The following is a 26,418-nucleotide window of genomic DNA, read 5'->3' on the forward strand; positions in this document are numbered from 1 at the left end:
TCCTTTGCTTACGAAATGCGTTCTTCAATGATGGTTCCAATTAATTGCTCGTTGATGATTGACACTTTTTTTGTGCAATCAGACACATCGTGGAGATAAAATCCTTTTTCGGGTGCATATATTAGCGATGGCTGGTTTTTTACAGATGCGGCATAGCGCTTAATGATTAATGTATCGCCAGGGAAAAAAATTTTATCAATTTCAGTTTCTACCGTCAGTCCAATCAGATTTGTTCCTTCTTCAAAGGCCCAGATAACGGGGTATTTCATGACAAGCTGACCAATACGATCCTCCATACTGGCTAACACATCTGACTGGGGAATAAGCGGAATAGCCGATGGGTTTTTGTTACCTTCAACAGAGAGGGTACTGTCTATACGATCCAGTTCTTCGATGTTGCAATGTTCTATCACATCGCACCTGACACCGAAAAAATCGGCAATCCGGGTGATAGTTGAATGTTGGACTTTGTTTATTTGGCCATCAAGAATTTTATAGAGCGTTGTTCTTGTAACACCTGAGCGCATAGCCAGTGAAGATTTATTCTCACCGTTTTTTCTCATCATGTACTCAATGTTACTAATAATATTAGATTTTCTTTTTATTCCTGATGTTTTCATTTCGGAAAATAATAATGTTGTTAGTTTTTTTTCGGACATTACATGATTAACTTGTTACTTTCCATAATATTTTTCGATATGTGGCTTTATAAGAATAGTCTGTAACAATCTTTTTTAACATAAAAAACATGACAGTATGCAAAGAATGTACAATATCATGCACTTTTTGACCATTTTTATGTTGACCTTATTGAGTGATACATGCTTAATTACTCGCAGTAGTATCTGACAGACTAAAAATATTAAGTATTATATGAATAAAATAATTACAATATAAAATTATTAGCGAAGCCACACCAGGCTATTATTTCAGGAGAGATATTTATATGGGTTTACTCTTTATGATGGGATTTACACCATTAAGTTTGAGTGATGCTGCAATGTTGAATCCAAGTGTTTTAAATTGAGAATAATCTATTTATTTTTAGTTCTTTACTAATGAACTAAATGAAAATGAGTTATTTTATATTCATCAGGGAAACTTTATTGCTGACAGAATGTTTTTTTAGTATCAGATGTCGGGAAATACCAACTTAACATTTATTAAGTTGGTATCTGTGGTGATTTATATATCTAAGTGTGGATTTAGATAAATATGTAGTACGGCGCGGTTACCTTTTTGAGTATTTAATTTCAAGTGTGAGTAATACCCGTAAAGATAGTCTATTAATAATTTAAAGCACTCGACATGACTATCACAACAGTTTGATTTTGAGAGTATTGTCACGATTATGATGATTATTTTCTTATGCTTGAGTTAAATCTTTCTTTAAGAGGATCGCTAACTGATTATCGGGTTTGTCGTGGAGCCATCACTCGGGATATATCACAGAGCCTAATCAAGGGGATGAATAGACGAGAAATTATGTTCATCAAGAAAAAGAATGGTACGGTCTTTCTCACCTTAATATCGAACAAAAGTTTGACCTTTCTCAGTCCAACCGATAAGGTATTTAACTGTTACTCATGATCTGTCGTCTGCAAGGATCAGCGTTAAGCGGCGAAACAAAACTCCCGTAGCCTGAAAGGGAGTGCAAGCATTGCGGTAAATCTGCGCACTTTTGGAAGCAGATATCCTCGGACACCTAACCCTCCGTCTGATGATGAAAGTCTCCCGGTGTGATTCCCACCGACTATCCACATAACCGAGCAGGACATGCTCTGTCTTACGTTAAACGATACCGTTTTCATCGGTACAACATTCATCTGCGTTTTGAATTCATCACGATAAACGTCCCGAAAATGGCGCGGCGTCACTTGCGTTAAAGCGCAGCGATTACCAAGTGACGTCGCCGGGCGTCAGCGTCCAGAACGCATTCGGTCTGCCTTTACGACCATATTGGATCGGGCAGCGCTGCAACATGCCATTGCTTATGCCGAGCGAGAGCAGGCAGAGCGGGGTGGAAAACTGATTGATAAACTGACGATCACGCAGGCCATAGACCGCTACCGATATATTGTCAGAAGCTCTGGACTGGCGGGTAAGAATGCCCCGCACAGTATGCGCTACCATTTTGCCCTGCAGTCCGGTGAATATTACAAAGCGCAGGGATTCAGTGAGCGGGAAGCACTGGCATTGGCATCAATGGATTTGGGGCATGGTGATGGACGCGGGCGCTACATCAAACAGGTGTATTACCAGATAGATGAGGCAGAATAACACTATTTTTCCCTGATAAAAGGTAAATTATCGGAATTAATTACTATTCTACTTGACCGTCAGCTATGAGCGAAAAGCGGACATGGTGTAAGTCCAAAGTGTCTACGTTACCAGTAGTGATTCAACTATTAACTCTGAAATGTCCCGCGTCCAAGTCGACAGCAATAAAAGAGGACATTTATCACGCGAAATTAATGTAATAAAAAACCCGCACAAGGCGGGTTCATTTTATTATCAGCAGAGCTTAGCTGCTCAGACTATTGCCTTCATCGCTATTGTAAGTGTCGCTAATAATTAGCGACGCTTACAGCGCGGTGACGTTTCCAGCTGCAGGGCCTTTAGCGCCATTTTCAATAGTGAAGGAGACCTGCTGACCTTCATCAAGCGTTTTGTAGTTGTCACTCTGGATAGCAGAGAAATGTACGAATACATCCTTGCTGCCGTCGTTAGGAGTGATAAAGCCAAAACCTTTATCTGCGTTAAACCATTTTACTAAACCAGTCATTTTATTAGACATAGATACTTCCTTTATTGATAAGCCACTAAGAGTGGCGATGATGGCCTGTAATTCGAGTTACTTATTTGGCACTTAGGAGGAGGCTCATGAAGAAGGATATCTGTAGATAACACCTGAACTGAGGACTGCTTTACTAAAACTGCTTTCATAAGGTCTGTATTCCAAACCGATGGCGACATTAAGACATAGATAAATTATTTTAGCAACGTTTATATTTTTTATTTTAACCAATTAAACTACTTAAACACCCTGCAGCTGATGTCCATTAGCTGCAGATCATGACAATATCAGACACTAATCTCCCAGGGATCGACAGATATTATAAGTATCCTGCAAAACCGGCCCATTCAATTTTAGAGGTCTTCCGATATGCGCGAGGAATGGACGTTACTGGCATTACTGTGTGGTCGCCTAAAAACCTATCTTAATTTCAAACGTCACTACAACGATCCTCTGCACGATCTGCTAGCCAATTCCCTATCCTTAACAGCAACGCAAGATATTCTTTGGATAATGCTTTGAGATTACTTTCATAGAATATCTGCGGATTATAATTAAAACACAGCGTAAAGCTTTCGGCGTCTTGGATAAGTAAAGTTAAATCCAGCTTAGAATAATGGCTATATATATCAATGATGCTTAACTGACAGTTATTGATATGTTTTATTTCGGGAAGTGTCGTTAAATAATTAAATCCTACCGAAAAATACAAAAGGCACTCATCAGGAGAATGCCGCAATGCATTAACTATGTCCTGATAAGATAACTGTCGGTTTTCCAGCAATGAGAACACATGCTTTTTGCAACGAGATAATAAATAGCTAAAAGGCTCTTCACTATTAATACCGATAAAGAAACTGGTCATATTGACGAAACAGCCAAGAGTATCTGCATCCTCTTGTGAGACACGATCTGTAGTCGGGATACCAATTGGTTGAATAGTCGGCATATTGCCAGCCTGCTTTAATACTATACATGACATCGCCAGCTAGGAACGCTTGATAATAGCTGACAAACTGCTGAAAGAAAGGCGTGATAGCATCATGATCGAAAAGGGTGTGATGTATTCTGCACAAGAGGACATGATGATCCGGAGTGTTCTCAAGCAGCCAGAAATTTACTAATGATAATTGTTCAAAGTTCGCTAACTCACGGCACGCAATCTCAAGCAACACGCTGTCACGTAAAGGGCGCTCTTCAGGCAATACCGCATTCAGAAGAGGAATATTTACCGTTGATGCGGGTACAATTCGGCTACAAACCGGATTGCTATCAAGATCAAACTGAGTGCGTAACATTGAGTTTTGTTCAAGGATACGTGACACGCTATGGTTAACAACGCTTTCATTCATGCTGCCATGGATATCAATAGCGAAATAGATTTGGTACAGCCACGGATTTTCGCTCATCAATTGCAGGACAGTGAAAACGGCAAAATTATCTTACTGGATGTCACAGCGGGAAAAACCGATGCCACTGAGCCAGTGCGGATTATTTATCCCAATGAAAAATCAACCGATTCAACTAAAGAACCACAATCCCAGAACAAATCCCAGTTATCTGCACCCGTGCCGGTAGCGCTAACCCGTTATGCCGCCCAGCAGTTGTATGCCCCGTTACGTACCGTCGAACGGGTTATCGGCATTTAGCCGGTGAACCTGCATCTGGCTTCATCCATCACTACCCTCTATCCGTCAGAGCCGATTGACGTGACGCCGCTGGCCGGCTGGCGACTGGGTCATCACACACAGTGATGGCCCTGAAACTGCGCAATACCGCCAGACGCACTATCACGCTTGACCCACGCGCCTTGCAGGGACACTTTGTCACCGCAACGTTCCAGCATCGCTGGCTGGGAAAAGCCGGAACAGCGGAAGATACCATGGTGCTGTATCTCGTCACGCAAGGGCAGCCGGATAATGCGTTTATTCCTGAGCCGGTCTCGGTAAAACCGGGAGGCCGCGATGCAGATTAAATCCAACAGTCTGGTGAAAATTCTGGTGCCGACCGTATTGGTGATTGGCGGGTTTATCGGGATTAAAAGTTGCAGCTCAACAGACAATACCGCGCCCGACACGCCCCAGAATAATGCACTGGCATCACTGTCCCCGGAGGAATTGCAGGCGCTGGGGGGGTGGCGACACGTCGGAAGATACCCTGCGCACGTTGGTGGGCACACTCAATAAAGTGCGGGCAGAGCAGAAACAGCTGAGTCAGCAGAACGCCGATATTCTGAAAGAAAATGACCAGTTAAAAAATCAGAGTCAGGATGTGGCAGGCCAGATAGACGCAGCCGTGGCTGCCATCCGTCAGGACGATGAACAGCGCCAGCGCGAGTTACAGGACGACCAACGGGGATTACTGGCACAGATTGATTTGCTGACAGAGCGATTACATTCAACGCCTGTGTCTGCGCCGGATAATCCGATACCGCTGGGCATCGGGCTGGCTGGTAGTTCCTATTCGTCCGGAACAGGCAGAGGGCAGGATGAGCTTATCTGGGTCATCCCTGCCGATGAAAAAGTCCCGGATATGCAAACGGCCGGCAATAGCAAAACCCCGCCGCCATTTCCGACTTCATTTTTAAGCGAAAAATCCACCGCCGGGCAAAAAGTACAGAATGCCCCGGCGCTAAAGGAAAAGCATGAAAAACCGGTTTATACCCTGCCGGAAAATGCCACGTTGGTAGGCAGTCAGGCGATGACCGCGTTATTAGGTCGCGTGCCGATTAATGGCACCGTCACTGACCCGTATCCGTTCAAAATTCTTATCGGCAAAGACAACCTGACGGCTAACGGTATCGAGCTGCCGGAGGTGGAAGGAGCGGTGGTGTCGGGCTCTGCCAGTGGTGACTGGACACTGTCCTGCGTGCGGGGGTCAGGCCAATTCCATCACTTTTGTTTTTCAGGATGGCACTGTGCGCACGTTGCCGGGCAGCGGGCAACATCAGCAGGGTATCGGCTAGCTGTCTGATGAAAACGGCATTCCCTGTATCAGCGGTGAGCGCAAATCCAATGCCAGCACCTATCTGCCGACGTTGTTTGCCCTGTCCGCCAATTCTGCCGGCGATGCCCTGAACGAAAGCCAGCGAACCGCACAAACCAACGGTACCGGCGGCATCACGTCCGCATTAACCGACAATGCCGGACAAGCAACCCTAGGCAAAGCTGTGGCCGGTGGCATGAATGAGATGAGCGAATGGCTCAAGCAGCGTTACAGCCAGACGTTCGATACGGTTTACGTCCCGCCCGGCGCTAAGTTAGTGGTGCATATCACACAACGTCTGGCGATTGATTATGAAACGACAGGCCGTAAGGTGCGTTACGGTTTTAGTGAGCCAGTTCAACGTCATCATCAGGAAGCCTTAGATTAATGGAAACAACTTCTTCTCCATGGCTGTTTTGTGCCAGCCCGCCCTATTGCCTGCAAATCAATATCACGGAACAGGCTGAACCGACATTGGTTCAACTTGACTGGCGCTCTGCCCGTACCAAAGGCAGTCAATTGACTCTCTTTAGCAGCAATGAGAGCCGATTGCTGAATGACGGTGATTTTACCGTCTTTCGTCTGACCGACACCCAGTGGCAGACTGTCGTGGAAAGTCACGCCACGCCAGCACCTGAACAGTGGGAACGTCTGCCCTTTACCTTATCGGAACTGGCGGTACACCCGGAATTTTCCACGTTTACCCTTATTAGTGGCACGGAGGCTCAGGGATGCGAAAAATAACCTGCGCTATCGTATTAGGCCTGACGGGGCTGATGGCAGGCTGTTCGACGTCGAAAGAGACGTTGCTCCCGGCCGGAGAACAGACGGTACTGGCGATGTGGCAGGTAAGCAACGCGGGGCATAGCACAACCTCGGCAAGGCAAATTTTGCGCCGGGCCTTAACCCCGGCCGAACGGAGTCGGGCATTGAGTGAGCCTGACAGCTACAGCCGTTCGGCTGAACATGAAATCAGTCAGCAGTTTCCCCTCTTACCCAACCCCGATATGGTGATGTATGTCTATCCGCATCTGGTTGCTGGTAAGACCCCGATACCGGGTTACAACACGGTGTTCCCGTTTTATCAGCAGGTGCAGTATGCCCTGCCGGGTGAACGCACGGAGGCACGGTAATGACCAATCCTAACGCATTGCAGCGCCCCGGCAAACTGCGTTAATCGGATGAAGCGGCGATTTACCGGGTAAATCCGTCCATTATCGACTACCTGCCTTGGGTGGAATATCTGGAAGACGGGCAGTGTCTGTTGCTGGATAATGGCGTGTCCGTGGGGGCAGTTTATCAAATTGAACCGGTCGCTACCGAAGGGCGTCCAGCTAAACGGTTGATTGAAATTCGCGATCAACTGGAAGATGCGGTTCAGGACAGTCTGGACGAGGATGATATTTCGCCGTGGGTGGTGCAGTTCTTTTGTCAGGATGACGATGATCCTGCCGATTATCTCAATACCTTGCGGGACTACGTGAAACCGTGGGCACAGGGTACAGACTTTACCGAGGCTTTTCTGGCGGAATCAGAACGTCACCTGAACAATATCGCCCAGCCTGACGGAATATTTCAGGATTCTCTGATTACTGGTCAGCCGTGGCGGGGGCAGCAGCGCCAGACCCGCATGGTCGTTTACCGCTGGTTGCCTGCGCATAAATCGAAGGTTCACCACCAAACGGAATCATCGGTGGCGGCACTCAATCAGGTCTGTGAACGACTGGTTTCCTCACTGGCATCAGCCGGTATTGTGGCAATCCGGCAACAGGGTGAGTAGATCCACAGTTGGTTACTGCGTCATTTTAATCCCGCACCGGATTGGGGCATGGCAAAAGCCGATTTTTACCGCACGGTAAGTTATGAACCGCCCGCATCGTCCGATCTCCCGGTTAACAATGATTTTGCCGAAAGCCTGTGGTTTACCCCGCCGGTGTCTGATCCCGACAACGGTCTCTGGTGGTTTGACGGCTTGCCACATAAAGCCGTTCCGGTTGAACGCCTGCGGCGTCCGCCAGAGCCGGGCACCCTGACAGGGGAAGTGAAACGGGGTGACAATATCAATGCCCTGATGGATATGATGCCGGAAGGCACCGTGGTCATGCTGACCATTGTGGCACAGGCTCAGGATACACTGGAAGAGAGCTTTACCCGGCTGGCAAAAAACGCGGTGGGAGAAAATACCGAATCGCTGCGTGTCCGGCAGGATGTACAGGAGGTGAAGGAATTACTGGGGCGACGGCATAAACTGTACCGCAGTGCACTGACCTTTCTGGTGCGCGGTAAGGATTTGGGTAATCTGAACCAGCGGGTGCATCAGTTATCTTCGACACTACTGAGTGCCGGATTACAGCCTGTGCGACCGGAATTCAGTGTGTCTCCGCTGAATGCCTATTTACGGGCGTTGCCAATGTGCTTTAACCCGCAGAAAGACAAAAAACACGGGTACAGTCGCCTGATGTGGGTACAGCATCTGGCAGGACTTATGCCGGTCGCCGGGCGTTCAACCGGCACCGGACATCCGGGCTTCAGCTTCTTTAATCGCGGCGGAGCGCCACTGACCTTTGATCCGATGAACAAACAGGATCGCACCCAGAATGCCCACTTATTGCTGTTTGGCCCGACCGGCGCAGGCAAATCCGCTACATTGTGCGCCTCGCTGGTACAATTGATGGCGATCCACCGACCGCGCCTGTTTATTGTCGAAGCGGGGAACAGTTTTGGGCTGTTGGCAGGCTATTACGCCAGTCTGGGGCTGACCGTGAATAAAATCGGTATCAAACCGGGTTGTGGCGTCAGTCTGGCTTTGTTTGCCGATGCGCATCAACTGCTGCAACTCAGTCCCAAACAATTACGTATTCATGAAACCGATATTCCGGAGACCGATGCAGCACAGGAAGACGGCGATGAACAGCGCGATATTCTAGGGGAAATGGAAATTTGATGTGGTCCAATGATTTTGGTCACCGTTATAGAAGTGATATTCTCACTTCAACACGCAAATAGGTGACATGATGAAAAGACGTTTCAGCCCCGAATTTAAACTGGAATCTGCCCAGCTAGTCCTTGACCAGCATTACAGCATAAGAGAAGCCGCGAAGGCGATGAATGTGAGTAAATCGGCAATGGAATCTTGGGTTCGCCAGTTAAGTCTCATTAATCCGCTATCCGAGCACTGGCGTTTAAATGGATCAGGATCATTTACCGTTGTTGGAAAACCAGAACCTGTTACGACGAAGCAAAATACTTACTGGCACCCAAAGATCGAAATTCGTCTTTGCTTAAAGAATAAAAAGCTTGTCGAATGTCTCAGGACGTGAACCGGACGTTATAAACTTGATAATTTTCCTAATATTCAAAGTGCTTTCTGTCATACTGGCCGCTACTTCATCATGACAGGAAGATGTAAAACAGGCTGAGTTCTTCCAGCCGACTCTAACTATGCCTGGATAGCCGACAATGGCTTAACTGTACTTTGTAGGACGACGGTTCGATCACCGTTGTCAGAGCTACTCAGTTCTCCGGCAACAGTGTGATGAATAATGAAGCTCTGAAAGCACTCCGTCTTGCTAAATCTGTCGGACCAAATCCTGCAAATCTGGCAGTAGATATCCTCTTACATATCAGTTTTGAGTTGAAATAACTCATCATATCCGATCAAATATTCTAATAATTGAAATGTTCTGATTATTTTATATTCAACTTCTATGTTTTATTTACGTCATTATTTTTATTTATGTGATTTATTTTATTAATCATCATAATTATATTGCACTGGTTTTTATGCGTATTTACTGATAAAAAGTACAGCGTTTTTGATTTTTCATCATCCATGAAAACTATATTTTATATTAAATTGCTGAGGATTTGCTTATGGAAAAATATATTTCTGCGGTATGTGATGAAGTCTCTTCTATTACTCTTACTGATAAAAATATGATTAATGAAGATTCTTCATTAATTAATGAATTAGGTGCGGATTCTTTAGATATTATTGATCTTACTTTTAATCTGGGTAAAAAATTTAAAATTACTATGCCTACCAAGAGTGTATTCACTCATGTGATGGAAACTGCGCCTGAAGATATTATCAATAACCTAGTTATTGGCGATGTACTGACTGAAGAGGGTAAAGGGTTACTTGCTTTTGGTTGTTATAAATACACACAAAAACAATTGGATGCTATCCATACACTAGGGGATTTATTTGGTGAGACGAACATTCATAACTGGGCTTCGTTATGTAAAAGCGTTTTTGAATCAGAGAGTAAAAATGCAGATAAGATCATTTTAGATGAAATTGAACAATATTGTCATAATATGAAAACCAAATCATAAATTTATGACAGCCATTTAAATGTTATACTAATTTTTCGTTAACTCTCCGTTAATGATTTGATTTTTTTTAATTTAAGTCAAATCTGATATTTTTACTAAGGTGGTAGTAAAAATGGCTGGTATCACGACAGAAAGAGTGGTTGTAACCGGTTATGGTTTAATTGTTCGTAATCATAATTGCCCACATACTTTATTCCATTCATTAATGGAGGGTAAATCACTTATCTGTGAAGATGAGTTGTTAAAAGAGAATGGAATAAGTCATATTCCAAGTGCAAAATTAACTTCCGAAGACATAAACCAACTGCGTAATCAATTTAGTTCAACAGATAATTTTGCCAATAACCTTGTTTTTCTGATGGCATATTGTGCCAGCAAAAACAGTTTGAAAATGGCAGGGTTAAGCCGTGAAGAACTGATGCAATATCAATGTGAATTATTTTTTGCCAATAATAAAATACTTATTGATGGTAATACACTGAGTCAATATCTCAATAAAGAGCAGTCTTTGTCAGAGTCCGTTGATATTGAAAATATAGCCTCACTGATCCGTCCGTATGAAATTTCTGAAGAATTGATTAAGCATTTCCATTTATCGGGGCAGACAAGAGTATACGGTGATGCCTGTACCGCAGGTATGGCCGCACTCTATTCTGCATATCGGACAATTAAAAGCGGCCGAAGTCAGATCGCTCTGGTTGGTGCTTCTGAAGAAGCTACCCATCCTGTCACACAGGCATTATTTAAAAAAGTCAAAGCTCTTTATAACGGTGAATTTACTGAATTAAATCAATCATCACGGGCATTTGATAAAGACCGCTCAGGCTGTGTTTTAGCAGATGCTTCCGCATTTCTTGTGGTTGAAAATTATTCTCATGCTCTTGCTCGCAACGCCACGATATTAGCTGAGATTGCCGGAATGTCCCGTCAGTCTGAAGGCTACAAAATGACATCAACGGATTTATCGGGGCAATATTATCTCAACTCTATGTCTGCGGCGCTGGAAGATGCTGAATTATGCCCTGAAGATATAGATCATATCAATGCGCATGGTACTTCAACGGTCAGTAATGATCTGGCGGAAAGTAAAGCGATTCACGACCTGTTTCCACATAAGCCTCCCGTTATTTCCACAAAATCAGCAATCGGTCATTCGCTGGCAACCAGTGGATTATTGGAAGCCATACTCACCATCGAAACGCTGAATAATTATCAACTGCTCCCCAGCCTTAACTTTTCTGAGTCGGGGAAAACGGATGGCCTTATCAATGTCAACAAAACGGCAAGAGCCATACATGCTAACCATATTCTCAGTAATTCTTTTGGTTTTGGCGGAGAAAATAGCAGCCTGATCTTAAAACGTGCAGAGGGGTAACACATGGCGATTTATATCACCGGCGGTTGCACCTTATTGCCTGATAATCTGAGCATGAGCAATATTATTGATGGAAATATTAAAGGTGCTGTTTTATCCGGCAATACACCACATTTGCCTCAGATTATAGGGGAAAGATTCATTAGAGAAGGGGATTTTGTTATGCCTGCTGTCGATAAGATAATCCGGCGAGCCAGCCATCCGCAAAGCCAGTGGGTACTCTATACGGGAATTAAAACTTGGGAAAAGGGTATCGGAGAGCATTTTCCTCCTGAACAACGGGGATTATTTCTTGGCTTAGGCACTACGGATGCGGATAACAATGCTTACTTTATTGCTTCTGATGCAAAAAATGATGGGGATTATGTCTCCAGATCGTTAGTCGAAAGACCACCATTGATGGGGTTGATGTTATTGAATACGTCAACAGCCAGCCATTTGTCACAACATCTGAACATAATGGGTGATAATGCCTTCTTTTCCCCGCAAGTTGATGCGGGAGGCCATGCTCTGCTGGAAGGTTATTACAGCATCAAAGAAAAACGAAGCCAGTTTGTGCTTTGTGGTGGCAACGCCCAGAAAATTTCAGCGTGGTACTATCTTGCTTATGAGCGGTTAATCGGGAACACGCCGTGGTTACCTGCGGAAGCTGCTTCGTTTACTGCGTTACATCATGATGACCGGAATGCGGATAGCGAGTTGGTCTATGTTAACCGCACGATTATTCATAGCAGTCATCACTATCAGCATTTTCTGTCGCAAGCACTGAATGCCGGGTCACCCTATCAAATTATTCATGTCGGCAGGCTAGAGCATGACGCTATTCCGCTGACATACGCAATTTTTCCTGAGGCTGTTCAGTTTCATCTTGATAAAGCCATCGGATACACCGGGCCAGCGGCTGTTTTTATTGCAAGTAATCTTGCCATCGAATTGCACCAAAAATCATTGGTACTAGATAACACCCATACTCACATCCAAACCCGATTGACCTGTCAGCAAGCGTCGCCAAAGGTGCTGATACTGGTTCATGGTCTGGAAAAACAGTGCATTGCTGTTTTGCTCGATATGAACATGCCCGGGAGAGAATTATCATGATATCCAATCGTCGTGTTGTTGTGACCGGTATGGGCGTTGTGAGTGCTTTCGGAACTCAGCTTGATACTGTCTGGAAAAAACTCTGTGCAGGTGAATCCGCTATCAGCCCTCTGACATTTGAGGATAACGGAACCCTGCCAATCAAATATGCTGCCCGAATCGATTTCAATACCCTACTGGCTGAAAATTCAGCTTACCTACCCGCATCCGGTCTTACCGATCGGCGGGGAGTCATGGGATTTATTTCAGCGTTTAAGGCATTAGAGGATGCGGGATTACTGGCACTGCCACACATCAATGAACAGCATATTGGTATTTATGGATGTAGTGGTGTCAGTGAAATTTCGGAGAATGATAGACAGTTATGGCGTGAAAGCCGCCAGGTAGAAGATACCGACCCACAAGATATTGAGGCGTTATTCAGGCAGCGTCATAACCTGAGTTTTTGTTCCGGTATCAGGTGCAGTAACGATGGGATGATTAATGCCATTGCGAGCCAATTTTCGTTATCGGGGCCTGCAATAAACCTGAATGCCGCTTGTGCCGGAGCAACCCATGCTATCGGACTGGCCTGTCAGTCGATCAAAAGAGGTGAAGCAGCCATTATGCTGGCGGGAAGTGCGGATTCAGTCATCAATCTGCATACCCTAATCGGCCTAAAATTATTGGGTGCTACCGCAACAACAGAAAAGTGGGGAAATACACTTTGTCGTCCTTTTGATAAAGATCGTAGTGGATTAGTGGCGGGTGAAGGCGGAGCATTTTTAGTGCTTGAAAGCGAAGAGCATGCCCGGCGCCGGGGCGCTAAGATCTATGCTGAAATTAAAGGCTATGGCGCTTCACTGGACGCTTATAAACTAACGGCTCCGCATCCCAATGGTATCGGCGCAGAAAATGCCATCAGACGGGCAATTGGAGACAGTGGTTTATCACTGGATCAGATCGATTATATCAATGCTCACGGTACGTCAACGCCACTGAATGATGCTCAGGAATCCGCTGTGATAAAGCGCATTTTTGGTTCCCGGCCGCCGCTGGTTTCATCAACCAAGTCAATGTTAGGTCATTGGATAGCTGCCGCAGGCGCTATTGAAGCGGTCGCTACGGTTTTGACGGTAAAACATCACTTCATTCCACCCACTATTAATTTTACAACGCCTGATCCACTTTGTGATTTGGACTATGTTCCCAATAAAGGGCGGTCTTTTTCTGTGAAAAATGCAATATCCAACTCATTTGGTTTCGGTGGAATTAATTCCTGCTTAGTCATAGGGGATTACAATGAATAAAAAATCAGTAAACAATAAATTAATCAAACTGGTGGCTCATAATGTCACCACTCTCAGCTCGCTGTTTCATGATCCCAGTGATGAAACAGAAGAGAATAATCTGATTAGAAATGAAAAACTCAGGCGATTTTATTCAACAGGAACACAAAAAGGAGTTATTTCTGCCAGAAAAGCATTAATTTTAGCGGGATTAGATATCCATGATCCGAAAATGAAATTCGGCCTGTACGCTACACAGTATGGTTATTTGCATCCGTTACCTGAGGAGTTATTGCCAGAAGATACGCAAACTCAAGCGAAAAAGCAGGAAAACAGCGCAAACAGTATTTTTAAGACTATCTGGCAAAGCGAGCAGATAAATCCTTTCTTAGTCACGCTGTCACTCAGTAATAACCTGCTAGGCGTGCTTTCTCAGGAATTACAGGTGCAATGCGACTGTGCTTCTTTTTTGCGTGGAAATATCGGGTTACTGGCAGCATTGAGTGAGGCTGAATTAAACCTGAATAGTCACTTAATTGATTATGCGCTGGTTGTTGCATCAGGAATAGGCCATGTTCCTCAGGAATGTCAGCCTGATTTGTCCGGAGAATATGTTGAATTCGGTGTAACGTTCATTCTCACCAGAGTTGAAAATACTACGCCACAAGATCCCACTTATCTCATTGATATTACACATCTCAATCAACATTACCGTGACAAAAACTATGCGGCTGAAACACTTCTTTTCATCAAGGAGCTCGCTGAGCGTATAGAGACTCACAAACATATTGAATCGGTTAATTAATTATAGGAATAACGATGGAAAAGTATGCAACTTTTTGTAGACCTCAGTTGACTCGAGCCTTGATTTCAATGGGTTTGAACCGAACTTATCATCGGGCAGCAGGTAATTTTCTCTATTATTACGATGAAAACGGTAAAGAAACCCCGGTATTGGATCTGTTGGGTGGATATGGCGCAACGTTATTCGGTCATAATTCACCCGTAATAAGAGAAAAAATAAAGCAGTATCTTGATGAAGAAATCCCGATTCATAACCAATTTTCTATCAAAAAATCCTCCGCATTACTGGCTGAACGTTTGAATGAATTATTAAAAGAAGAAACCGGTACAAAAAGTAATTTTATATTCTTCTTTGCGAGTACAGGCGCAGAATCGATAGAAATTGCGCTGAAAAGTGCTGAATTTACCCGTCATACCCAGCTTGAAGCGTTAGAACAAGAAGTTTTAACCGCCATCGCCAGAATCAGCAATGATCACAAAATTAGCTTGACAGAAGAACAATGCCAGCTTCTGCAACTGGAGAAAGAGGCATCAGTCGATGAAATAAAATCAGCACTGATAACATTTACCCGGCATCAATTGGACAAGAAAGCGATTTTTCTGGCACTGGAACACTCGTTTCATGGCAAAACCATCATGACAGCGAGTTGCACTAGTGGAGCGATGTACCGTGATTATCTGAAAAGAATCAAAATCGATACCCATTTTCTGTCTGCTAAAGAGCTGAGCGAATTTGCCGATATGGGCGAAAAAGCAAACGATTTCTATAATAGCTGGTTGTGGCTGCCACAGGAAGAGAATAACCAGATTATTTTTACGAAAAAACCATTCAGAGTCGTGACTGCATTTCTGGTTGAACCAGTGCAGGGGGAAGGGGGTGTTCATCCACTGAGTGCAGAACAAGTCAGTGGGATTAATCGCTTAAAACAGATATTGGGTTGCCCGGTGATAGCTGATGAAGTGCAATCGGGATCAGGACGATGTGGTTTCTTAGTCGCCTCCAGTGATGCAGGGCTTGATGCCGACTATTACGTGCTTTCGAAAGCGATGGGAGCCGGATATGTCAAAATTGGCGTGGTAGCAGTTCGTCAGGAAAGTTTCACGCCGGGATTCGATGTTATTCAGAGTTCCACCTTTGGCGAAGACGATTTTTCTTGCCGGATCGCACTGGATTACCTCAATTTGATCCATGCTGACCAACGCCACTTACTGAAGCAGGTAAAGCAATTGGGTGAGGTGTTCCGAACAGAACTAAATGCACTGAAAGAACAATATCCTGATGTTATTCGCGATGTTCGCGGCAAAGGATTGATTTGGGGAATAGAGTTTTATGATGTGATGAATTCTGATTCCTACGTTATGCAGAATATTGCGGTGCAGGGCAGTTTGGGTTACATCATCAGCGGGTATTTATTGTGTGGCAGCAATATTCGGGTTGCCCCTTCCGCCAGTGCAGCCAATGTGGTTCGGATAGAACCTTCGGTATTTTTGGACGTTAAGCAGATTCAGCCGCTTATTACTGCGCTTTCTGGTGTTTGTCTGGCGATTCGTCATGCTGACACAGGGTTTATTATTGCTCCTCTGCTTGGGAAAAAGGATCTGACTTTATCGACAGATTATCGGCGCGTAGCAAGCCCTCAGGATGAGAATAGCGAAGCTGACTATAAAGTTGCCTTCATTAATCATCTGATATCCGCCAGCGGGCTAAGAGAAGTCGATCCTTCATTCAGTATATTCAGTGACAGCGAATTAGAATTATTTGTCGAAAATTCGACTTTTAATCTCGCCACAAAACCCTTCAAAGCGGCCCGTATCCGCTCCAGTAATGGTAAATCGGTGGAATTTACGCTATATCCGCTGACAATCACGTCAAAAATGATTAAAAAATCACTGGATGAAAATGATCTGGAGCGGCTGCGATATGAAATTGGTACTCGTGTGACGCAAGCGGCCTCAGAGGGAAATATCGCTGTCGGGCTGGGGATGTTTACCTCCATCATTACCAATAATGGCAAGTCGTTAAAAAATCCGCCAATCAGCGTGACGACAGGCAATGCACTGACAGTCGGTATGGGCGTAGAAGCATTACAGAAAAATGTCGCCGGGCGTAACATGGCTGATATGCGGATTGCTGTTGTAGGGGGCGCCGGGAATATCGGCAGTGTTTACGCAGAGATATTAGGCCCAAAATTCCGGGAAATAGTCTTGATAGGAAGCAGTAACCACGGCTCGCTGAAAAAGTTGGATGGCGTGAAATACCGCATTTATCAAAATATTTATGAACAATTCATCGTTAGCAGCGCGGTTAATAGGCAGCCAGTAACCGGTGAATTGGTGCAAAGAATTGTAGACAGTCTTGCCGCAATGCCTGCTGATTACCTGACGAATCAGGCCAATGTAGGAATGGCGATAGATAACTATCTGCATCAGAATTACCCGACTGAGACCTTTATCCATACCTCGCAAAATATTTCTGATATTGAAAACTGTGATGTGATTGTGTGTGCATCGAATGCGTCAGAGGCATTTTTGTCCGTTGAGAAAATCAAGAACGAAGCCATTATCTGTGATATTTCCGTGCCACATAATCTTTCCGATGAGGATGTGCTTAAACGCCCTGATCTTAAAATATTACGCGGCGGTATTGTTCAGACGCCTCACCATGACAGCTTAGATCCCCGTGTACGCGCCTACCTGAAAGAAGGCCAGATTTATGCGTGTATGGCTGAAACGCTTTTATTGGGGCTGGAAGAGTATCAGGGAAATTTCTCATACGGGAATATTTCTGCGAACCAAGTGATGGATATTATGGCTATTGCTGAAAAACACCATTTCAGCTTATCTAATATCAAAGAGAGTTCAAGCCTATGAACACTCCTGAAAAATGCCCATCAGATATCCAGAAGAAAAATGCGATTGTCACGGGAGGCAGTAAAGGAATCGGCAAATCCATTGTATTGAGCCTGTTGGATAAGGGGTATCGGGTCGCGTTTTGTTATCGCCATGAAACACCCCAACTCTTAGCGTTTATCGCCGAAGTGAAGCAGAATTATCCGGATATTTTACCGATTAAGGCTGACTTAGCCTGTGTTGAAGACGTCAACATGTTTATTGATAACGTCGTTGATACGTTTGGTCGGGTTGATCTTCTGGTCAATAATGTGGGAATCACTCGGGATGGATTATTGGCGACAATGGATATTAAAGATATTAACCTGCTGATAAATAATAATTTATTAAGTTATATCTTGTGTAGCCGTGAGGTATTAAAAGTCATGATATCGCAACGCAGCGGCCATATTATTAATATTTCATCCATATCCGCCACCAAACCAAATAAGGGTCAATCTGTTTATGCGGCAACCAAAGGTGGCATTGAGTCATTAACACGGGCATTGGCGGTTGAGGTCGCACCTAAAAATATCCGGGTTAATGCAGTGGCTCCCGGTGTTATTCAAACTGACATGACGGAAAATTTATTAAGTATTCATAAGGAATTTATCAATCATAAAGTGCTGCTTAAACGCGTCGGACATGTTAATGAAATTACCAGTGCAATACATTTTCTGATAGAAAATAATTATATCACGGGTGAGATCCTTAATATTAATGGCGGAATTTGGCTGAGTTAAGTAAGGAAAAATAATGCTAACATTTATTGTTACTGGCGCTGCCAGTGGAATTGGTTTTGCCATTTGCCAAAGACTGGTTGCGGCTGGATATTATGTCATTGCACTTGATATTAATTCAGAAGGGTTAAATGAATTAGTAAAACAATCATCCGAATATATTTATCCATTACAAATTGATTTAGTTGAAGAGCATGCAATAATCAACCAATTAATGCCTTTAATAAAAGAACGTGAAATACAGGGCATTGTGGTGAGTCATGGTAGAGCCGACTATAATGATATCGAACAAAATGATATCTGGGATTTAGTTCTGACCACGAATTTGCACTCAACCCAGCGTTTATTTTCACATATTGTACCTAATATTATTTCGGGCGGGCGAATTGTTATTATTTCATCTATTCTTGGCAAAATGGGAACAACGCGGAATACGGCTTACTGTGCATCAAAACATGCTTTAATGGGTTTAACAAAAGGCTTAGCACTGGATCTGGCGGGAAGGAAAATTACCGTCAATGCGGTATTACCGGCCTGGGTTAATACACCTATGTTAGTAAAAGGGCTGGAACCCCATGCACAATTATTGGGGTGTTCAACATCCGTTTTATTAAAACGAACGGCTAAGCGTATTCCATTACGGCGTTTAATTACACCACAGGATGTTGCCGGTACAGTAATGTTTTTCATTTCTCCTGATGCTGCTATGATCACTGCCCAGGGAATAATCATTGATGGGGGGGAAAGGAGAGGAATGTAACATATTAGTCCACCGGGCATTTGTTAGTTTTTTTATTTCGTAAAGGAGTAGTAAAAATGGGAGTAGTAAAAATGAAGCACATGATTATTTATGCTCATCCGAATCCTAAAAGCTTTAATTTTGCCATTAAAGAGAAAATAATTAGTGAAATTGTTAAAAAAGGTGAGGAATATTCCTTTATTTCTCTTTATGACGAGAAGTTTAACCCTATACTTGATAGCCCGGATTTTGAAGCTCTGCATCGGGGAGAAATATTAGCTGATGTTGCAAAAAGTCAGGCGATGGTGAAAGAAGCCGATCACCTTATTTTTATTTATCCTATCTGGTGGTTTGGTCAGCCCGCTATTCTTAAAGGATGGATTGACCGGGTATTTTCTAATGGTTTTGCTTATTACGAAGACGAACGCACTTTTATTCCTTATCTGACCGGAAAATCAGCCACTGTGTACGTCACGTTGGGAACTGAAAAACATGTTTTAGAGCAAAACGGGATGGACGTGGATCAGTTTATGGGCAGTATGACGCTCGGAACACTCGGGTTAGTCGGTATTGATCCTGTCAATGTTGTTCCTTTTTATGGGATCCCGAAGATCACGGATAGCGAGCGTAAGACCCTATTGGGATCTGTTGTGATGTAAAGCATTCCAGCCACGCAGCGACTTTTTCATTTTCATCTTCCATCATCACCAGATAAACACTAGCTTCTGACTGCTGGCATTTATCTGGTGCGCTGTTATCTGGTGCGCCGGTCATGCTCCCAATAATTAGATATTGTGATAAACTTCCCATTTTTTATTATGGGTGAAATATGGCTAAAGTTGATGTGGTTTGTCGTTACTGTCACAAATCAGAGGATGTTAAAGGGCATGGAAAAGGGAGTCGTGGTCATCCCCGTTATCACTGCTATGCTTGCCATAAAACCTTTCAACTGAATTACACCTATCAAGCCTGCCATCCCGGCATGAAAGAGCAGATTGTTGATATGGCAATGAATAACTCTGGTGTTAGAGATACCGCTCGTGTTCTGAAAATTGGCATTAACACCGTCATTCGCACATTAAAAAACTCACACCAGAAAATGTAACCTCGCGGCCTCTGGTGGGAAGTGACATCCATATTATCTGTGAAATAGACGAGCAGTGGTCATTTGTCGGTCACAAGAAAAACCCACGCTGGCTCTGGTATGCTTGGGAGCCAACGATGAAGCGGATAGTGGCACATGTATTGGGTGATCGCAGCAGGAAGACGTTGAAAAAACTGCTGACACTTCTGTCTCCTTTCAACATCCAGTTCTACTGTACGGATAATTATGCCGTTTACAACTGCCTTCCTGAGGGAAAACATCTCACTGGAAAGAAATTTACCCAACGTATTGAGAGAACTAATCTCACTCTCCGTATCCGGATAAAGAGGCTGAATCGAAAAACGATAGGCTATTCCAAATCTGAAGAAATACACGATAAAGTGATAGGAACGTTTATTGAGCGTGAATACTACTTTCTCTAAGCGATCTAACTATTGGAAGCATGACCCAAATTGCGACTTTTCCCCCTTGTGACCTGGATATTTAATCATTCATAACGGTGTTGCACTTATTATGTGAATGCAAGTGATATTACGACCCCTTAATCAGACTTATAATCTATAAATTTGGTTATAACTCCAAGTGAAGTATTTAGAGATCCCCAAAGACAACAAATAAAGAAATTTAATCAACCAACACATCAAAACACACAAATAAGAAAAGTATCAAAAAAATATACTACGAATTGTTATTCAACCTAATTTATTAAAAATAATAATCAATATTTAAAAAATAACAAAAAATATAAATAAATTAATATTAGTAACTTAATTGGCAATTTTCACTTGCATATTCTATAAATTATCTATACTTAGTTCAGCTAATAAATATTAAAGGTATAAATCATGGTAACAAAAAAAGCGCTTCTAATAACGTTGGCTACGTCCTGCCTTATATATGGTTCATTAGCCAATGCAAATTCACATACTATAGGAATAGGATATGCGAAAAGTAAGATAGCCAAAGTAACAAAACTTCAGGGAGCTAATGTTTACTATCGCTATGAGTGGGATTCTCCAATCAGTATTGTTGGAACGTTCACTTATATGAGAGGAGATGATTCATTACCAAGTTTCCTGGATTATTACAGCTCACGAGCCGTGCTGGCGACTGTTCATGGAATCCCTCAAGGAAAATTATTCGCGAAATACTCTGGGCCAGTAACGGAAAAACCTGATGCAAAATATTTTTCTCTGATGCTGGGACCGGCCTATCGTATAAACGATTATGTGAGCATATACGGTTTACTGGGGATTTCACATACCTCATTCAATGCAAAGCGATGGACAGATAGTTATCTTCAAAATCGCCCTTATCTAGCCAGCGTTAGAGATAGAGATACCAACGACTATCCGGGCTATCCGGGAATATCTGTCGGGGCTGGTGCTCAGGTGGGGAAACATGTGTCTATTCGGGTTCCTCAAAAGACAAATAATATTGCCTATGGTGCCGGTATTGAAGTTAATCCCGTTAAAAACATCAGCCTTTATTTCAATTATGAAGGCTCCATAACAAAATACCAAAAAATGACAACTGACCCCTTTGCATATGAGGCCTTTGCTAACGGCAGAAATGGACCATATGATACAAACTCAGCCAAAACTAAGTTAATACACGGATTTAATATTGGTATAGGATATAAGTTCTAATTAGAAAAACATGAATCTCTGTGTGAATAAAATAAACAACAGTTTTTTCATATTTTATAAATCACCTATAATTAGATCAGTTAACAATATGAAAGGTCTCTCATCATGGTAACGAAAAAAGCGCTTCTGACAATTTTAGCTTTATTCAGCTTTATGTATGGTTCATTAGCTAATGCTGATACACATACCATAGCTGCTGGGTATGCAAGAGGCAAGATAACCAAACCTGCTGATAAGATTAATCTCAATGGATTTAACATTCATTATCGTTATGAATGGGACTCCCCAGTCAGCATAATTGGTCAGTTCACTTATATGCAGGGTCGTGGTGGCAGGAGTTTTTCGTTTTATAATACGGTTGGGACTTTTATGTCTGATAGTGCGCCTAAATATTTTGAGGCAAAAAATTCATATAGAGCAAAATATTTTTCCCTAATGGCAGGCCCAGCTTACCGCATAAATGATTATCTGAGCATTTATGGTCTGCTTGGTATTTCTCATGTAACATATCATATAAATGCTCCCTTCGGAGTGAGTGATAATATTAATAATATAAATCCTAGTACTGGATTCGAGGGGACGTGGAGAGGTCTTACTCCGGTAGGTGAGGTGGAATATATTGATAACAGGCATAATAATACTAAATCTTCTCTGCGCACTAATAACATTGCCTATGGTGCTGGCATTGAAATTAACCCCGTTAAAAATATCACTCTTTACCTCGCTTATGAAGGTACATTGTCAAAATTTACTGACACAATTCCATATAGTGAGGGCACAAACAATTATATTAATGGATTTAATGTCGGTATAGGATATAGATTTTAAATAACAAATAGCAATATTTTAAATTTATTAATTTGAACAGAAGGAAGATATTACTCAAATATTACATGTCATTGAATATTGACTAGTACCTTCCTTCTTTCATTCGATGAACACTCTGCTTTACTTTTTCATGTAAATTACTTTTACAACGGAGGAAGCTCAGACAATGGCCAGCGAGCTTTAACAGTCACACCTAAAGCGTCTTTGGTAACGCTTTTCAAGCGGATCATCCCTGTTAATGCAATCATTGCTCCATTATCAGTACAGAATTCAGGGCGGGCATAAAACACTTCACCACACAATTTTTCCATCATATTTTGCATACTAATACGTAATGCCTGGTTTGCACTAACCCCTCCCGCCATAACTAATCGTTTAAAACCAGTCTGCTCTAGTGCCCGTTTGCATTTTATTGTCAGCGTATCAACAACAGCATTTTCAAATGCATGAGCAATGTCTGCTTTAGTCTGTTCATCTTGTTTAGCATCACCACCACGAATGTGCTTATGAATCGTATTGGCTGCGAAAGTTTTCAAACCGGAGAAACTAAAATCCAGTCCCGGACGATCCGTCATTGGACGGGGGAAAACAAAACGACCTGCCTTACCTTTCTGTGCCATGCGGGAAAGAGCCGGGCCTCCAGGATAATCCAGTCCCAATAATTTTGCCGTCTTATCGAAAGCTTCACCTGCGGCATCATCAATGGATTCACCCAATAATTTATATTCACCAATACCCGTCACACTGATGAGCTGAGTATGCCCACCAGAAACCAGTAATGCGACAAAAGGAAATTCAGGCCTGTTTTCTTCTAACATAGGTGCCAATAAATGGCCTTCCATATGATGAACAGGAATGGCGGGAACATCCCACGCGAAAGCCAATGAACGGCCAATAGTTGCTCCAACCATCAATGCCCCTACTAAGCCCGGACCTGCGGTATAAGCAACAGCATCAATATCTTTACTCGTTAAGCCCGCCTCCTTCAAGGCCGCCTGAATCAGCGGAACCGTTTTACGGATGTGATCACGGGATGCAAGCTCAGGCACAACTCCTCCATAATCAGCATGTAGTTTTACCTGACTGTACAATTGATTGGCTAGCAGACCGGATTTGTCATCATAAATTGCGATTCCGGTTTCATCGCAGGACGTTTCTATACCTAAGACTCGCATTGTACTTGCACTCACCACTATAATTAAAGCAAGCGCCAGTGTATCACTATCTACTTACAACCACTATTCACATCAACTCAGTTACAATCGTCTCCATTTACATGCTGACTCTTTATTCTGTTTAGTCTATAATCAGACTCCTACTTTGAATATCCTGTGTGGTTAATGTTAATAACGCCAGCATTAGATTGTTCGTTTTACGTCCCAAAAAACAAACTATAATCTGTGGCGTTGTATGTTTCAATTTTCCTCGGCACTTTACAAAGCCGTGTTCATTGAAGTAAAATTCCGCACCATTTTTAAAGACGGCTGGCACTATCACGCCAGCGACAAACCCGATTTCTATTGAGGTGAGAGGCACATGCCAGTAATTAAAGTACGTGAAAACGAGCCATTTGACGTAGCTCTGCGTCGCTTCAAGCGTTCTTGCGAAAAAGCAGGCGTATTAGCAGAAGTTCGTCGTCGTGAATTCTATGAAAAACCAACGACTGAACGTAAACGTGCTAAAGCATCTGCAGTTAAGCGCCATGCTAAAAAGCTGGCTCGTGAAAACGCACGCCGCACTCGTTTGTACTAATCTTTGCGGTCTATCCGCATAGTGGTTATATTGACAAACTACTGCAGTTAAAGGCCGTGCTTTCCCAGAGAAAGCGCGGCTTATTCTCGTTCATCAACAGGCGTAAAAGGGCTTATGGCTGGACGAATTCCACGCGCATTTATCAATGACTTATTAGCCAGAACCGATATCATTGATCTTATCGATGTCAGAGTGCCTCTTAAAAAGAAAGGTAAAAACCATCAGGCGTGTTGTCCTTTTCATAATGAAAAAACCCCTTCATTTACTGTTAATGGCGATAAACAGTTCTATCATTGCTTCGGTTGTGGGGCGCATGGTAATGCCATTGATTTTTTAATGAATTATGACAGGTTAGACTTTGTCGAATCCATTGAAGAGCTAGCTGCTATGCACGGGCTGGAAGTCCCTTATGAAGCAAGTTCTGGCGGCAGCCATATTGAGCGCCACCAACGACAAAATCTTTACCAGTTGATGGATAAACTAAACAGTTTCTATCAACATTCACTGACAATACTAAACGGACAGACAGCCCGGCAATATCTGGCCAGGCGCGGACTCAGTGAAGAAATCATTCAGCGTTTTGCAATCGGCTTCGCTCCCGCGGGGTGGGATAATGCCCTGAAACGGTTTGCCCATAACGCCGAAGACCGCAAGCAATTAAACGATGCCGGAATGCTGGTCACGAATGACAACGGTCGTACTTATGACCGTTTTCGTGAACGTATTATGTTCCCTATCCGTGATCGCCGGGGCCGTGTTATTGCATTCGGTGGCAGAGTGCTGGGAGATGCACTTCCCAAATACCTCAATTCACCGGAAACAGAGATTTTCCATAAAGGCCGTCAATTATATGGCCTTTATGAAGCACAGCAAAACCACAATTCCCTTTCAAGGTTATTGGTGGTTGAAGGCTATATGGATGTTGTCGCGCTAGCTCAGTTTGGCATTGATTATGCCGTGGCTTCGCTAGGAACATCCACAACTGCCGAGCACGTTCAGTTACTTTTCCGGACAACCGATAACGTCGTCTGTTGTTACGATGGAGACCGCGCAGGTCGTGATGCTGCATGGAGAACACTGGAAACAGCACTACCCTATCTGAATGATGGCCGGCAATTACGTTTTATGTTCTTGCCTGATGGTGAAGATCCGGATTCACTGATCCGTAAAGAAGAGCGTGAATCTTTCGAACAGAGAATGGAAAAGGCACAAACTTTATCTGAATTTCTGTTCGATTCACTGCTACCACAGGTTGATTTGAGTACCCCGGAAGGCGCAACTAAGCTTAGCTCACTTGCTATGCCATTGATTAGTCAGGTTCCGGGAGAAGCGTTGCGGCTCTATCTGCTTAAAGAACTTGGGAGACTACTGGGCATACCTGATACGACACAATTGGAACGATCTCTGGCAAAACTTGTCAAAAAAGATACCAATACATATCAGGCGCTAAAACTGAAACCAACAACAATGCGTATACTTATCGCATTGCTGGTGCAAAATCCGCATTTAGCGACATTAGTTCCTTCATTACAGGGAATGTTTTCTGCTCAGATAGCGGGATTACCGTTATTTATAGAGCTCGTCGACACATGCCTTGCCCAACCAGGCTTAACAACCGGGCAGCTTTTGGAGCAATACCGCGATAATAAGTACGCAAAACAGCTTGAAAAACTCGCCGCATGGAACGATATACAAATAGAAGAAATTGCTGAAAAAACGTTTAGTGATGCGTTGAATCATCTTTTTGCATCAGCTCTGGATGAGCGTTTCAATTTTTTGATTGCTAAAGAGAGAACAGAAGGACTGACCCCGGAAGAACGTGAAGAAGTCCGGTTAATCACAGAATCTGGAGCCAAAAGATAAATGTTATTTCAATTAAAGCTGAGTTACCTGACAGATCTGATCCAACTCTATATGTGTAACATGGTTTGATAAAATTAATTTTCTGAAACTGGGTGGCTGAAAACAGCCAGATAAAACAGACTCTGAATTAAAATTTCGGATCATAGATACAGAATTTACGGCTTAAATGCCGAATGAGGTAGGGAGAT

General features: G+C 43.3%; 22 protein-coding genes and 6 pseudogenes. 22 read left to right on the forward strand and 6 right to left on the reverse strand.

Features of this window, described 5'->3' with window-relative positions:
* Positions 1-8 precede the first annotated feature (8 nt).
* Complete coding sequence (locus Xind_RS13920; RefSeq protein ID WP_246432551.1) at positions 9-659, reverse strand: helix-turn-helix domain-containing protein; 651 nt, start codon at positions 657-659, stop codon at positions 9-11.
* A gap of 1,291 nt (positions 660-1,950) precedes the next feature.
* On the opposite strand from Xind_RS13920, the pseudogene Xind_RS13925 reads away from it, so the two are divergent.
* Positions 1,951-2,280 (forward strand): annotated as a pseudogene (locus tag Xind_RS13925) (integrase domain-containing protein); the annotation flags it as partial.
* Positions 2,281-2,584: 304 nt separating this feature from the next.
* Here the strand turns inward: Xind_RS13925 and cspE are convergent.
* From cspE to Xind_RS13940, 3 genes are all read right to left on the reverse strand, one after another.
* Positions 2,585-2,797 (reverse strand): transcription antiterminator/RNA stability regulator CspE, encoded by a 213-nt coding sequence (gene cspE, locus Xind_RS13930; protein ID WP_047769059.1) that lies wholly within the window; start codon positions 2,795-2,797, stop codon positions 2,585-2,587.
* 430 nt (positions 2,798-3,227) lie between these two features.
* Positions 3,228-3,746 (reverse strand): condensation domain-containing protein, encoded by a 519-nt coding sequence (locus Xind_RS13935; RefSeq protein WP_187650285.1) that lies wholly within the window; start codon positions 3,744-3,746, stop codon positions 3,228-3,230.
* Positions 3,637-4,206, reverse strand: coding sequence for a condensation domain-containing protein (locus tag Xind_RS13940; RefSeq protein ID WP_187650286.1), 570 nt, complete (start codon positions 4,204-4,206; stop codon positions 3,637-3,639). The genes Xind_RS13935 and Xind_RS13940 overlap by 110 nt, the downstream gene beginning before the upstream one ends.
* Here Xind_RS13940 and Xind_RS13945 point away from each other — a divergent pair.
* The 16 genes and pseudogenes from Xind_RS13945 to Xind_RS14020 all read left to right on the forward strand — a co-directional run.
* A pseudogene (locus Xind_RS13945) lies at positions 4,207-4,772 on the forward strand (TIGR03749 family integrating conjugative element protein); the annotation flags it as partial.
* Positions 4,762-6,170 (forward strand): annotated as a pseudogene (locus tag Xind_RS13950) (TIGR03752 family integrating conjugative element protein). The pseudogenes Xind_RS13945 and Xind_RS13950, both read left to right, overlap by 11 nt.
* A complete protein-coding gene (locus tag Xind_RS13955) occupies positions 6,170-6,526 on the forward strand; it encodes a hypothetical protein (protein WP_187650287.1) in 357 nt (118 codons plus the stop codon). The pseudogene Xind_RS13950 and the gene Xind_RS13955 overlap by 1 nt, the downstream one beginning before the upstream one ends.
* Positions 6,514-6,915: a TIGR03751 family conjugal transfer lipoprotein gene (locus Xind_RS13960; RefSeq protein ID WP_187650288.1), complete on the forward strand. Its 402-nt coding sequence runs from the start codon at positions 6,514-6,516 to the stop codon at positions 6,913-6,915. The genes Xind_RS13955 and Xind_RS13960 overlap by 13 nt, the downstream gene beginning before the upstream one ends.
* A gap of 59 nt (positions 6,916-6,974) precedes the next feature.
* Positions 6,975-8,723, forward strand: a pseudogene (locus Xind_RS13965) (conjugative transfer ATPase); the annotation flags it as partial.
* Between the two features lie 70 nt (positions 8,724-8,793).
* Positions 8,794-8,931, forward strand: a pseudogene (locus tag Xind_RS13970) (transposase); the annotation flags it as partial.
* An 11-nt stretch (positions 8,932-8,942) separates the two neighbouring features.
* Positions 8,943-9,074, forward strand: a pseudogene (locus Xind_RS13975) (IS110 family transposase); the annotation flags it as partial.
* 581 nt (positions 9,075-9,655) lie between these two features.
* Positions 9,656-10,120: an acyl carrier protein gene (locus Xind_RS13980; protein WP_047685767.1), complete on the forward strand. Its 465-nt coding sequence runs from the start codon at positions 9,656-9,658 to the stop codon at positions 10,118-10,120.
* 112 nt (positions 10,121-10,232) lie between these two features.
* Positions 10,233-11,495, forward strand: a complete 1,263-nt coding sequence (locus Xind_RS13985) for a beta-ketoacyl-[acyl-carrier-protein] synthase family protein (RefSeq protein WP_052189802.1) — start codon at positions 10,233-10,235, stop codon at positions 11,493-11,495.
* Between the two features lie 3 nt (positions 11,496-11,498).
* Positions 11,499-12,593, forward strand: a complete 1,095-nt coding sequence (locus tag Xind_RS13990; RefSeq protein WP_047685769.1) for a beta-ketoacyl-[acyl-carrier-protein] synthase family protein — start codon at positions 11,499-11,501, stop codon at positions 12,591-12,593.
* Positions 12,590-13,882 (forward strand): beta-ketoacyl-[acyl-carrier-protein] synthase family protein, encoded by a 1,293-nt coding sequence (locus tag Xind_RS13995; protein WP_047685771.1) that lies wholly within the window; start codon positions 12,590-12,592, stop codon positions 13,880-13,882. Before Xind_RS13990 ends, Xind_RS13995 begins: the two co-directional genes overlap by 4 nt.
* Positions 13,875-14,666: a hypothetical protein gene (locus tag Xind_RS14000; RefSeq protein ID WP_187650289.1), complete on the forward strand. Its 792-nt coding sequence runs from the start codon at positions 13,875-13,877 to the stop codon at positions 14,664-14,666. The genes Xind_RS13995 and Xind_RS14000 overlap by 8 nt, the downstream gene beginning before the upstream one ends.
* Positions 14,667-14,680: 14 nt before the next feature.
* Positions 14,681-17,536, forward strand: coding sequence for an aminotransferase class III-fold pyridoxal phosphate-dependent enzyme (locus Xind_RS14005; protein ID WP_187650290.1), 2,856 nt, complete (start codon positions 14,681-14,683; stop codon positions 17,534-17,536).
* Positions 17,533-18,297 carry an SDR family NAD(P)-dependent oxidoreductase gene (locus Xind_RS14010; protein ID WP_072032562.1) on the forward strand — a complete coding sequence of 255 codons (765 nt, stop codon included), beginning with the start codon at positions 17,533-17,535 and terminating at the stop codon, positions 18,295-18,297. Before Xind_RS14005 ends, Xind_RS14010 begins: the two co-directional genes overlap by 4 nt.
* A 13-nt stretch (positions 18,298-18,310) precedes the next feature.
* Positions 18,311-19,054: an SDR family NAD(P)-dependent oxidoreductase gene (locus Xind_RS14015; RefSeq protein ID WP_187650291.1), complete on the forward strand. Its 744-nt coding sequence runs from the start codon at positions 18,311-18,313 to the stop codon at positions 19,052-19,054.
* A 56-nt stretch (positions 19,055-19,110) separates the two neighbouring features.
* Positions 19,111-19,692, forward strand: coding sequence for an NAD(P)H-dependent oxidoreductase (locus Xind_RS14020; protein ID WP_231571615.1), 582 nt, complete (start codon positions 19,111-19,113; stop codon positions 19,690-19,692).
* On the opposite strand, the gene Xind_RS14025 is transcribed toward Xind_RS14020, so the two are convergent.
* The gene (locus Xind_RS14025) at positions 19,646-19,807 is read right to left on the reverse strand and encodes a hypothetical protein (RefSeq protein WP_187650292.1); all 162 of its coding nucleotides are present in this window, start codon (positions 19,805-19,807) and stop codon (positions 19,646-19,648) included. The two genes, Xind_RS14020 and Xind_RS14025, sit on opposite strands and share 47 nt — an antisense overlap.
* A gap of 55 nt (positions 19,808-19,862) precedes the next feature.
* On the opposite strand from Xind_RS14025, the gene Xind_RS14030 reads away from it, so the two are divergent.
* The 3 genes from Xind_RS14030 (at position 19,863) to Xind_RS14040 (ending at position 22,615) form a co-directional block, all read left to right on the forward strand.
* Positions 19,863-20,560 (forward strand): IS1 family transposase gene (locus Xind_RS14030; RefSeq protein WP_187650293.1). Its coding sequence is split into 2 segments (ribosomal slippage): positions 19,863-20,112 and positions 20,112-20,560, totalling 699 coding nucleotides; the frame shifts between segments, so codons are not numbered across the junction.
* A gap of 423 nt (positions 20,561-20,983) precedes the next feature.
* Positions 20,984-21,787 (forward strand): outer membrane beta-barrel protein, encoded by an 804-nt coding sequence (locus Xind_RS14035; protein WP_187650294.1) that lies wholly within the window; start codon positions 20,984-20,986, stop codon positions 21,785-21,787.
* A gap of 105 nt (positions 21,788-21,892) precedes the next feature.
* Positions 21,893-22,615, forward strand: a complete 723-nt coding sequence (locus Xind_RS14040; protein WP_187650295.1) for an Ail/Lom family outer membrane beta-barrel protein — start codon at positions 21,893-21,895, stop codon at positions 22,613-22,615.
* Positions 22,616-22,758: 143 nt separating this feature from the next.
* On the opposite strand, the gene tsaD is transcribed toward Xind_RS14040, so the two are convergent.
* Positions 22,759-23,790 (reverse strand): tRNA (adenosine(37)-N6)-threonylcarbamoyltransferase complex transferase subunit TsaD, encoded by a 1,032-nt coding sequence (gene tsaD, locus Xind_RS14045; RefSeq protein WP_047685612.1) that lies wholly within the window; start codon positions 23,788-23,790, stop codon positions 22,759-22,761.
* A 361-nt stretch (positions 23,791-24,151) separates the two neighbouring features.
* On the opposite strand from tsaD, the gene rpsU reads away from it, so the two are divergent.
* Positions 24,152-24,367, forward strand: a complete 216-nt coding sequence (gene rpsU, locus Xind_RS14050) for a 30S ribosomal protein S21 (RefSeq protein ID WP_001144069.1) — start codon at positions 24,152-24,154, stop codon at positions 24,365-24,367.
* A 114-nt stretch (positions 24,368-24,481) separates the two neighbouring features.
* The gene (gene dnaG, locus Xind_RS14055) at positions 24,482-26,230 is read left to right on the forward strand and encodes a DNA primase (protein WP_047685609.1); all 1,749 of its coding nucleotides are present in this window, start codon (positions 24,482-24,484) and stop codon (positions 26,228-26,230) included.
* Positions 26,231-26,418: the final 188 nt, after the last annotated feature.

Source organism: Xenorhabdus indica (genome assembly GCF_014467235.1).
GTDB lineage: Bacteria > Pseudomonadota > Gammaproteobacteria > Enterobacterales > Enterobacteriaceae > Xenorhabdus > Xenorhabdus indica.

What these genes read in the sequence shown, in the direction of transcription:
- Xind_RS13920 (WP_246432551.1), bottom strand. Translation starts at nt 659, where the DNA reads ATGTCCGAAAAAAAACTAACAACATTATTATTTTCCGAAATGAAAACA.
- cspE (WP_047769059.1), bottom strand. Translation starts at nt 2,797, where the DNA reads ATGTCTAATAAAATGACTGGTTTAGTAAAATGGTTTAACGCAGATAAA.
- Xind_RS13935 (WP_187650285.1), bottom strand. Translation starts at nt 3,746, where the DNA reads ATGCCGACTATTCAACCAATTGGTATCCCGACTACAGATCGTGTCTCA.
- Xind_RS13940 (WP_187650286.1), bottom strand. Translation starts at nt 4,206, where the DNA reads ATGAGCGAAAATCCGTGGCTGTACCAAATCTATTTCGCTATTGATATC.
- Xind_RS13955 (WP_187650287.1), top strand. Translation starts at nt 6,170, where the DNA reads ATGGAAACAACTTCTTCTCCATGGCTGTTTTGTGCCAGCCCGCCCTAT.
- Xind_RS13960 (WP_187650288.1), top strand. Translation starts at nt 6,514, where the DNA reads ATGCGAAAAATAACCTGCGCTATCGTATTAGGCCTGACGGGGCTGATG.
- Xind_RS13980 (WP_047685767.1), top strand. Translation starts at nt 9,656, where the DNA reads ATGGAAAAATATATTTCTGCGGTATGTGATGAAGTCTCTTCTATTACT.
- Xind_RS13985 (WP_052189802.1), top strand. Translation starts at nt 10,233, where the DNA reads ATGGCTGGTATCACGACAGAAAGAGTGGTTGTAACCGGTTATGGTTTA.
- Xind_RS13990 (WP_047685769.1), top strand. Translation starts at nt 11,499, where the DNA reads ATGGCGATTTATATCACCGGCGGTTGCACCTTATTGCCTGATAATCTG.
- Xind_RS13995 (WP_047685771.1), top strand. Translation starts at nt 12,590, where the DNA reads ATGATATCCAATCGTCGTGTTGTTGTGACCGGTATGGGCGTTGTGAGT.
- Xind_RS14000 (WP_187650289.1), top strand. Translation starts at nt 13,875, where the DNA reads ATGAATAAAAAATCAGTAAACAATAAATTAATCAAACTGGTGGCTCAT.
- Xind_RS14005 (WP_187650290.1), top strand. Translation starts at nt 14,681, where the DNA reads ATGGAAAAGTATGCAACTTTTTGTAGACCTCAGTTGACTCGAGCCTTG.
- Xind_RS14010 (WP_072032562.1), top strand. Translation starts at nt 17,533, where the DNA reads ATGAACACTCCTGAAAAATGCCCATCAGATATCCAGAAGAAAAATGCG.
- Xind_RS14015 (WP_187650291.1), top strand. Translation starts at nt 18,311, where the DNA reads ATGCTAACATTTATTGTTACTGGCGCTGCCAGTGGAATTGGTTTTGCC.
- Xind_RS14020 (WP_231571615.1), top strand. Translation starts at nt 19,111, where the DNA reads ATGGGAGTAGTAAAAATGAAGCACATGATTATTTATGCTCATCCGAAT.
- Xind_RS14025 (WP_187650292.1), bottom strand. Translation starts at nt 19,807, where the DNA reads ATGACCGGCGCACCAGATAACAGCGCACCAGATAAATGCCAGCAGTCA.
- Xind_RS14035 (WP_187650294.1), top strand. Translation starts at nt 20,984, where the DNA reads ATGGTAACAAAAAAAGCGCTTCTAATAACGTTGGCTACGTCCTGCCTT.
- Xind_RS14040 (WP_187650295.1), top strand. Translation starts at nt 21,893, where the DNA reads ATGGTAACGAAAAAAGCGCTTCTGACAATTTTAGCTTTATTCAGCTTT.
- tsaD (WP_047685612.1), bottom strand. Translation starts at nt 23,790, where the DNA reads ATGCGAGTCTTAGGTATAGAAACGTCCTGCGATGAAACCGGAATCGCA.
- rpsU (WP_001144069.1), top strand. Translation starts at nt 24,152, where the DNA reads ATGCCAGTAATTAAAGTACGTGAAAACGAGCCATTTGACGTAGCTCTG.
- dnaG (WP_047685609.1), top strand. Translation starts at nt 24,482, where the DNA reads ATGGCTGGACGAATTCCACGCGCATTTATCAATGACTTATTAGCCAGA.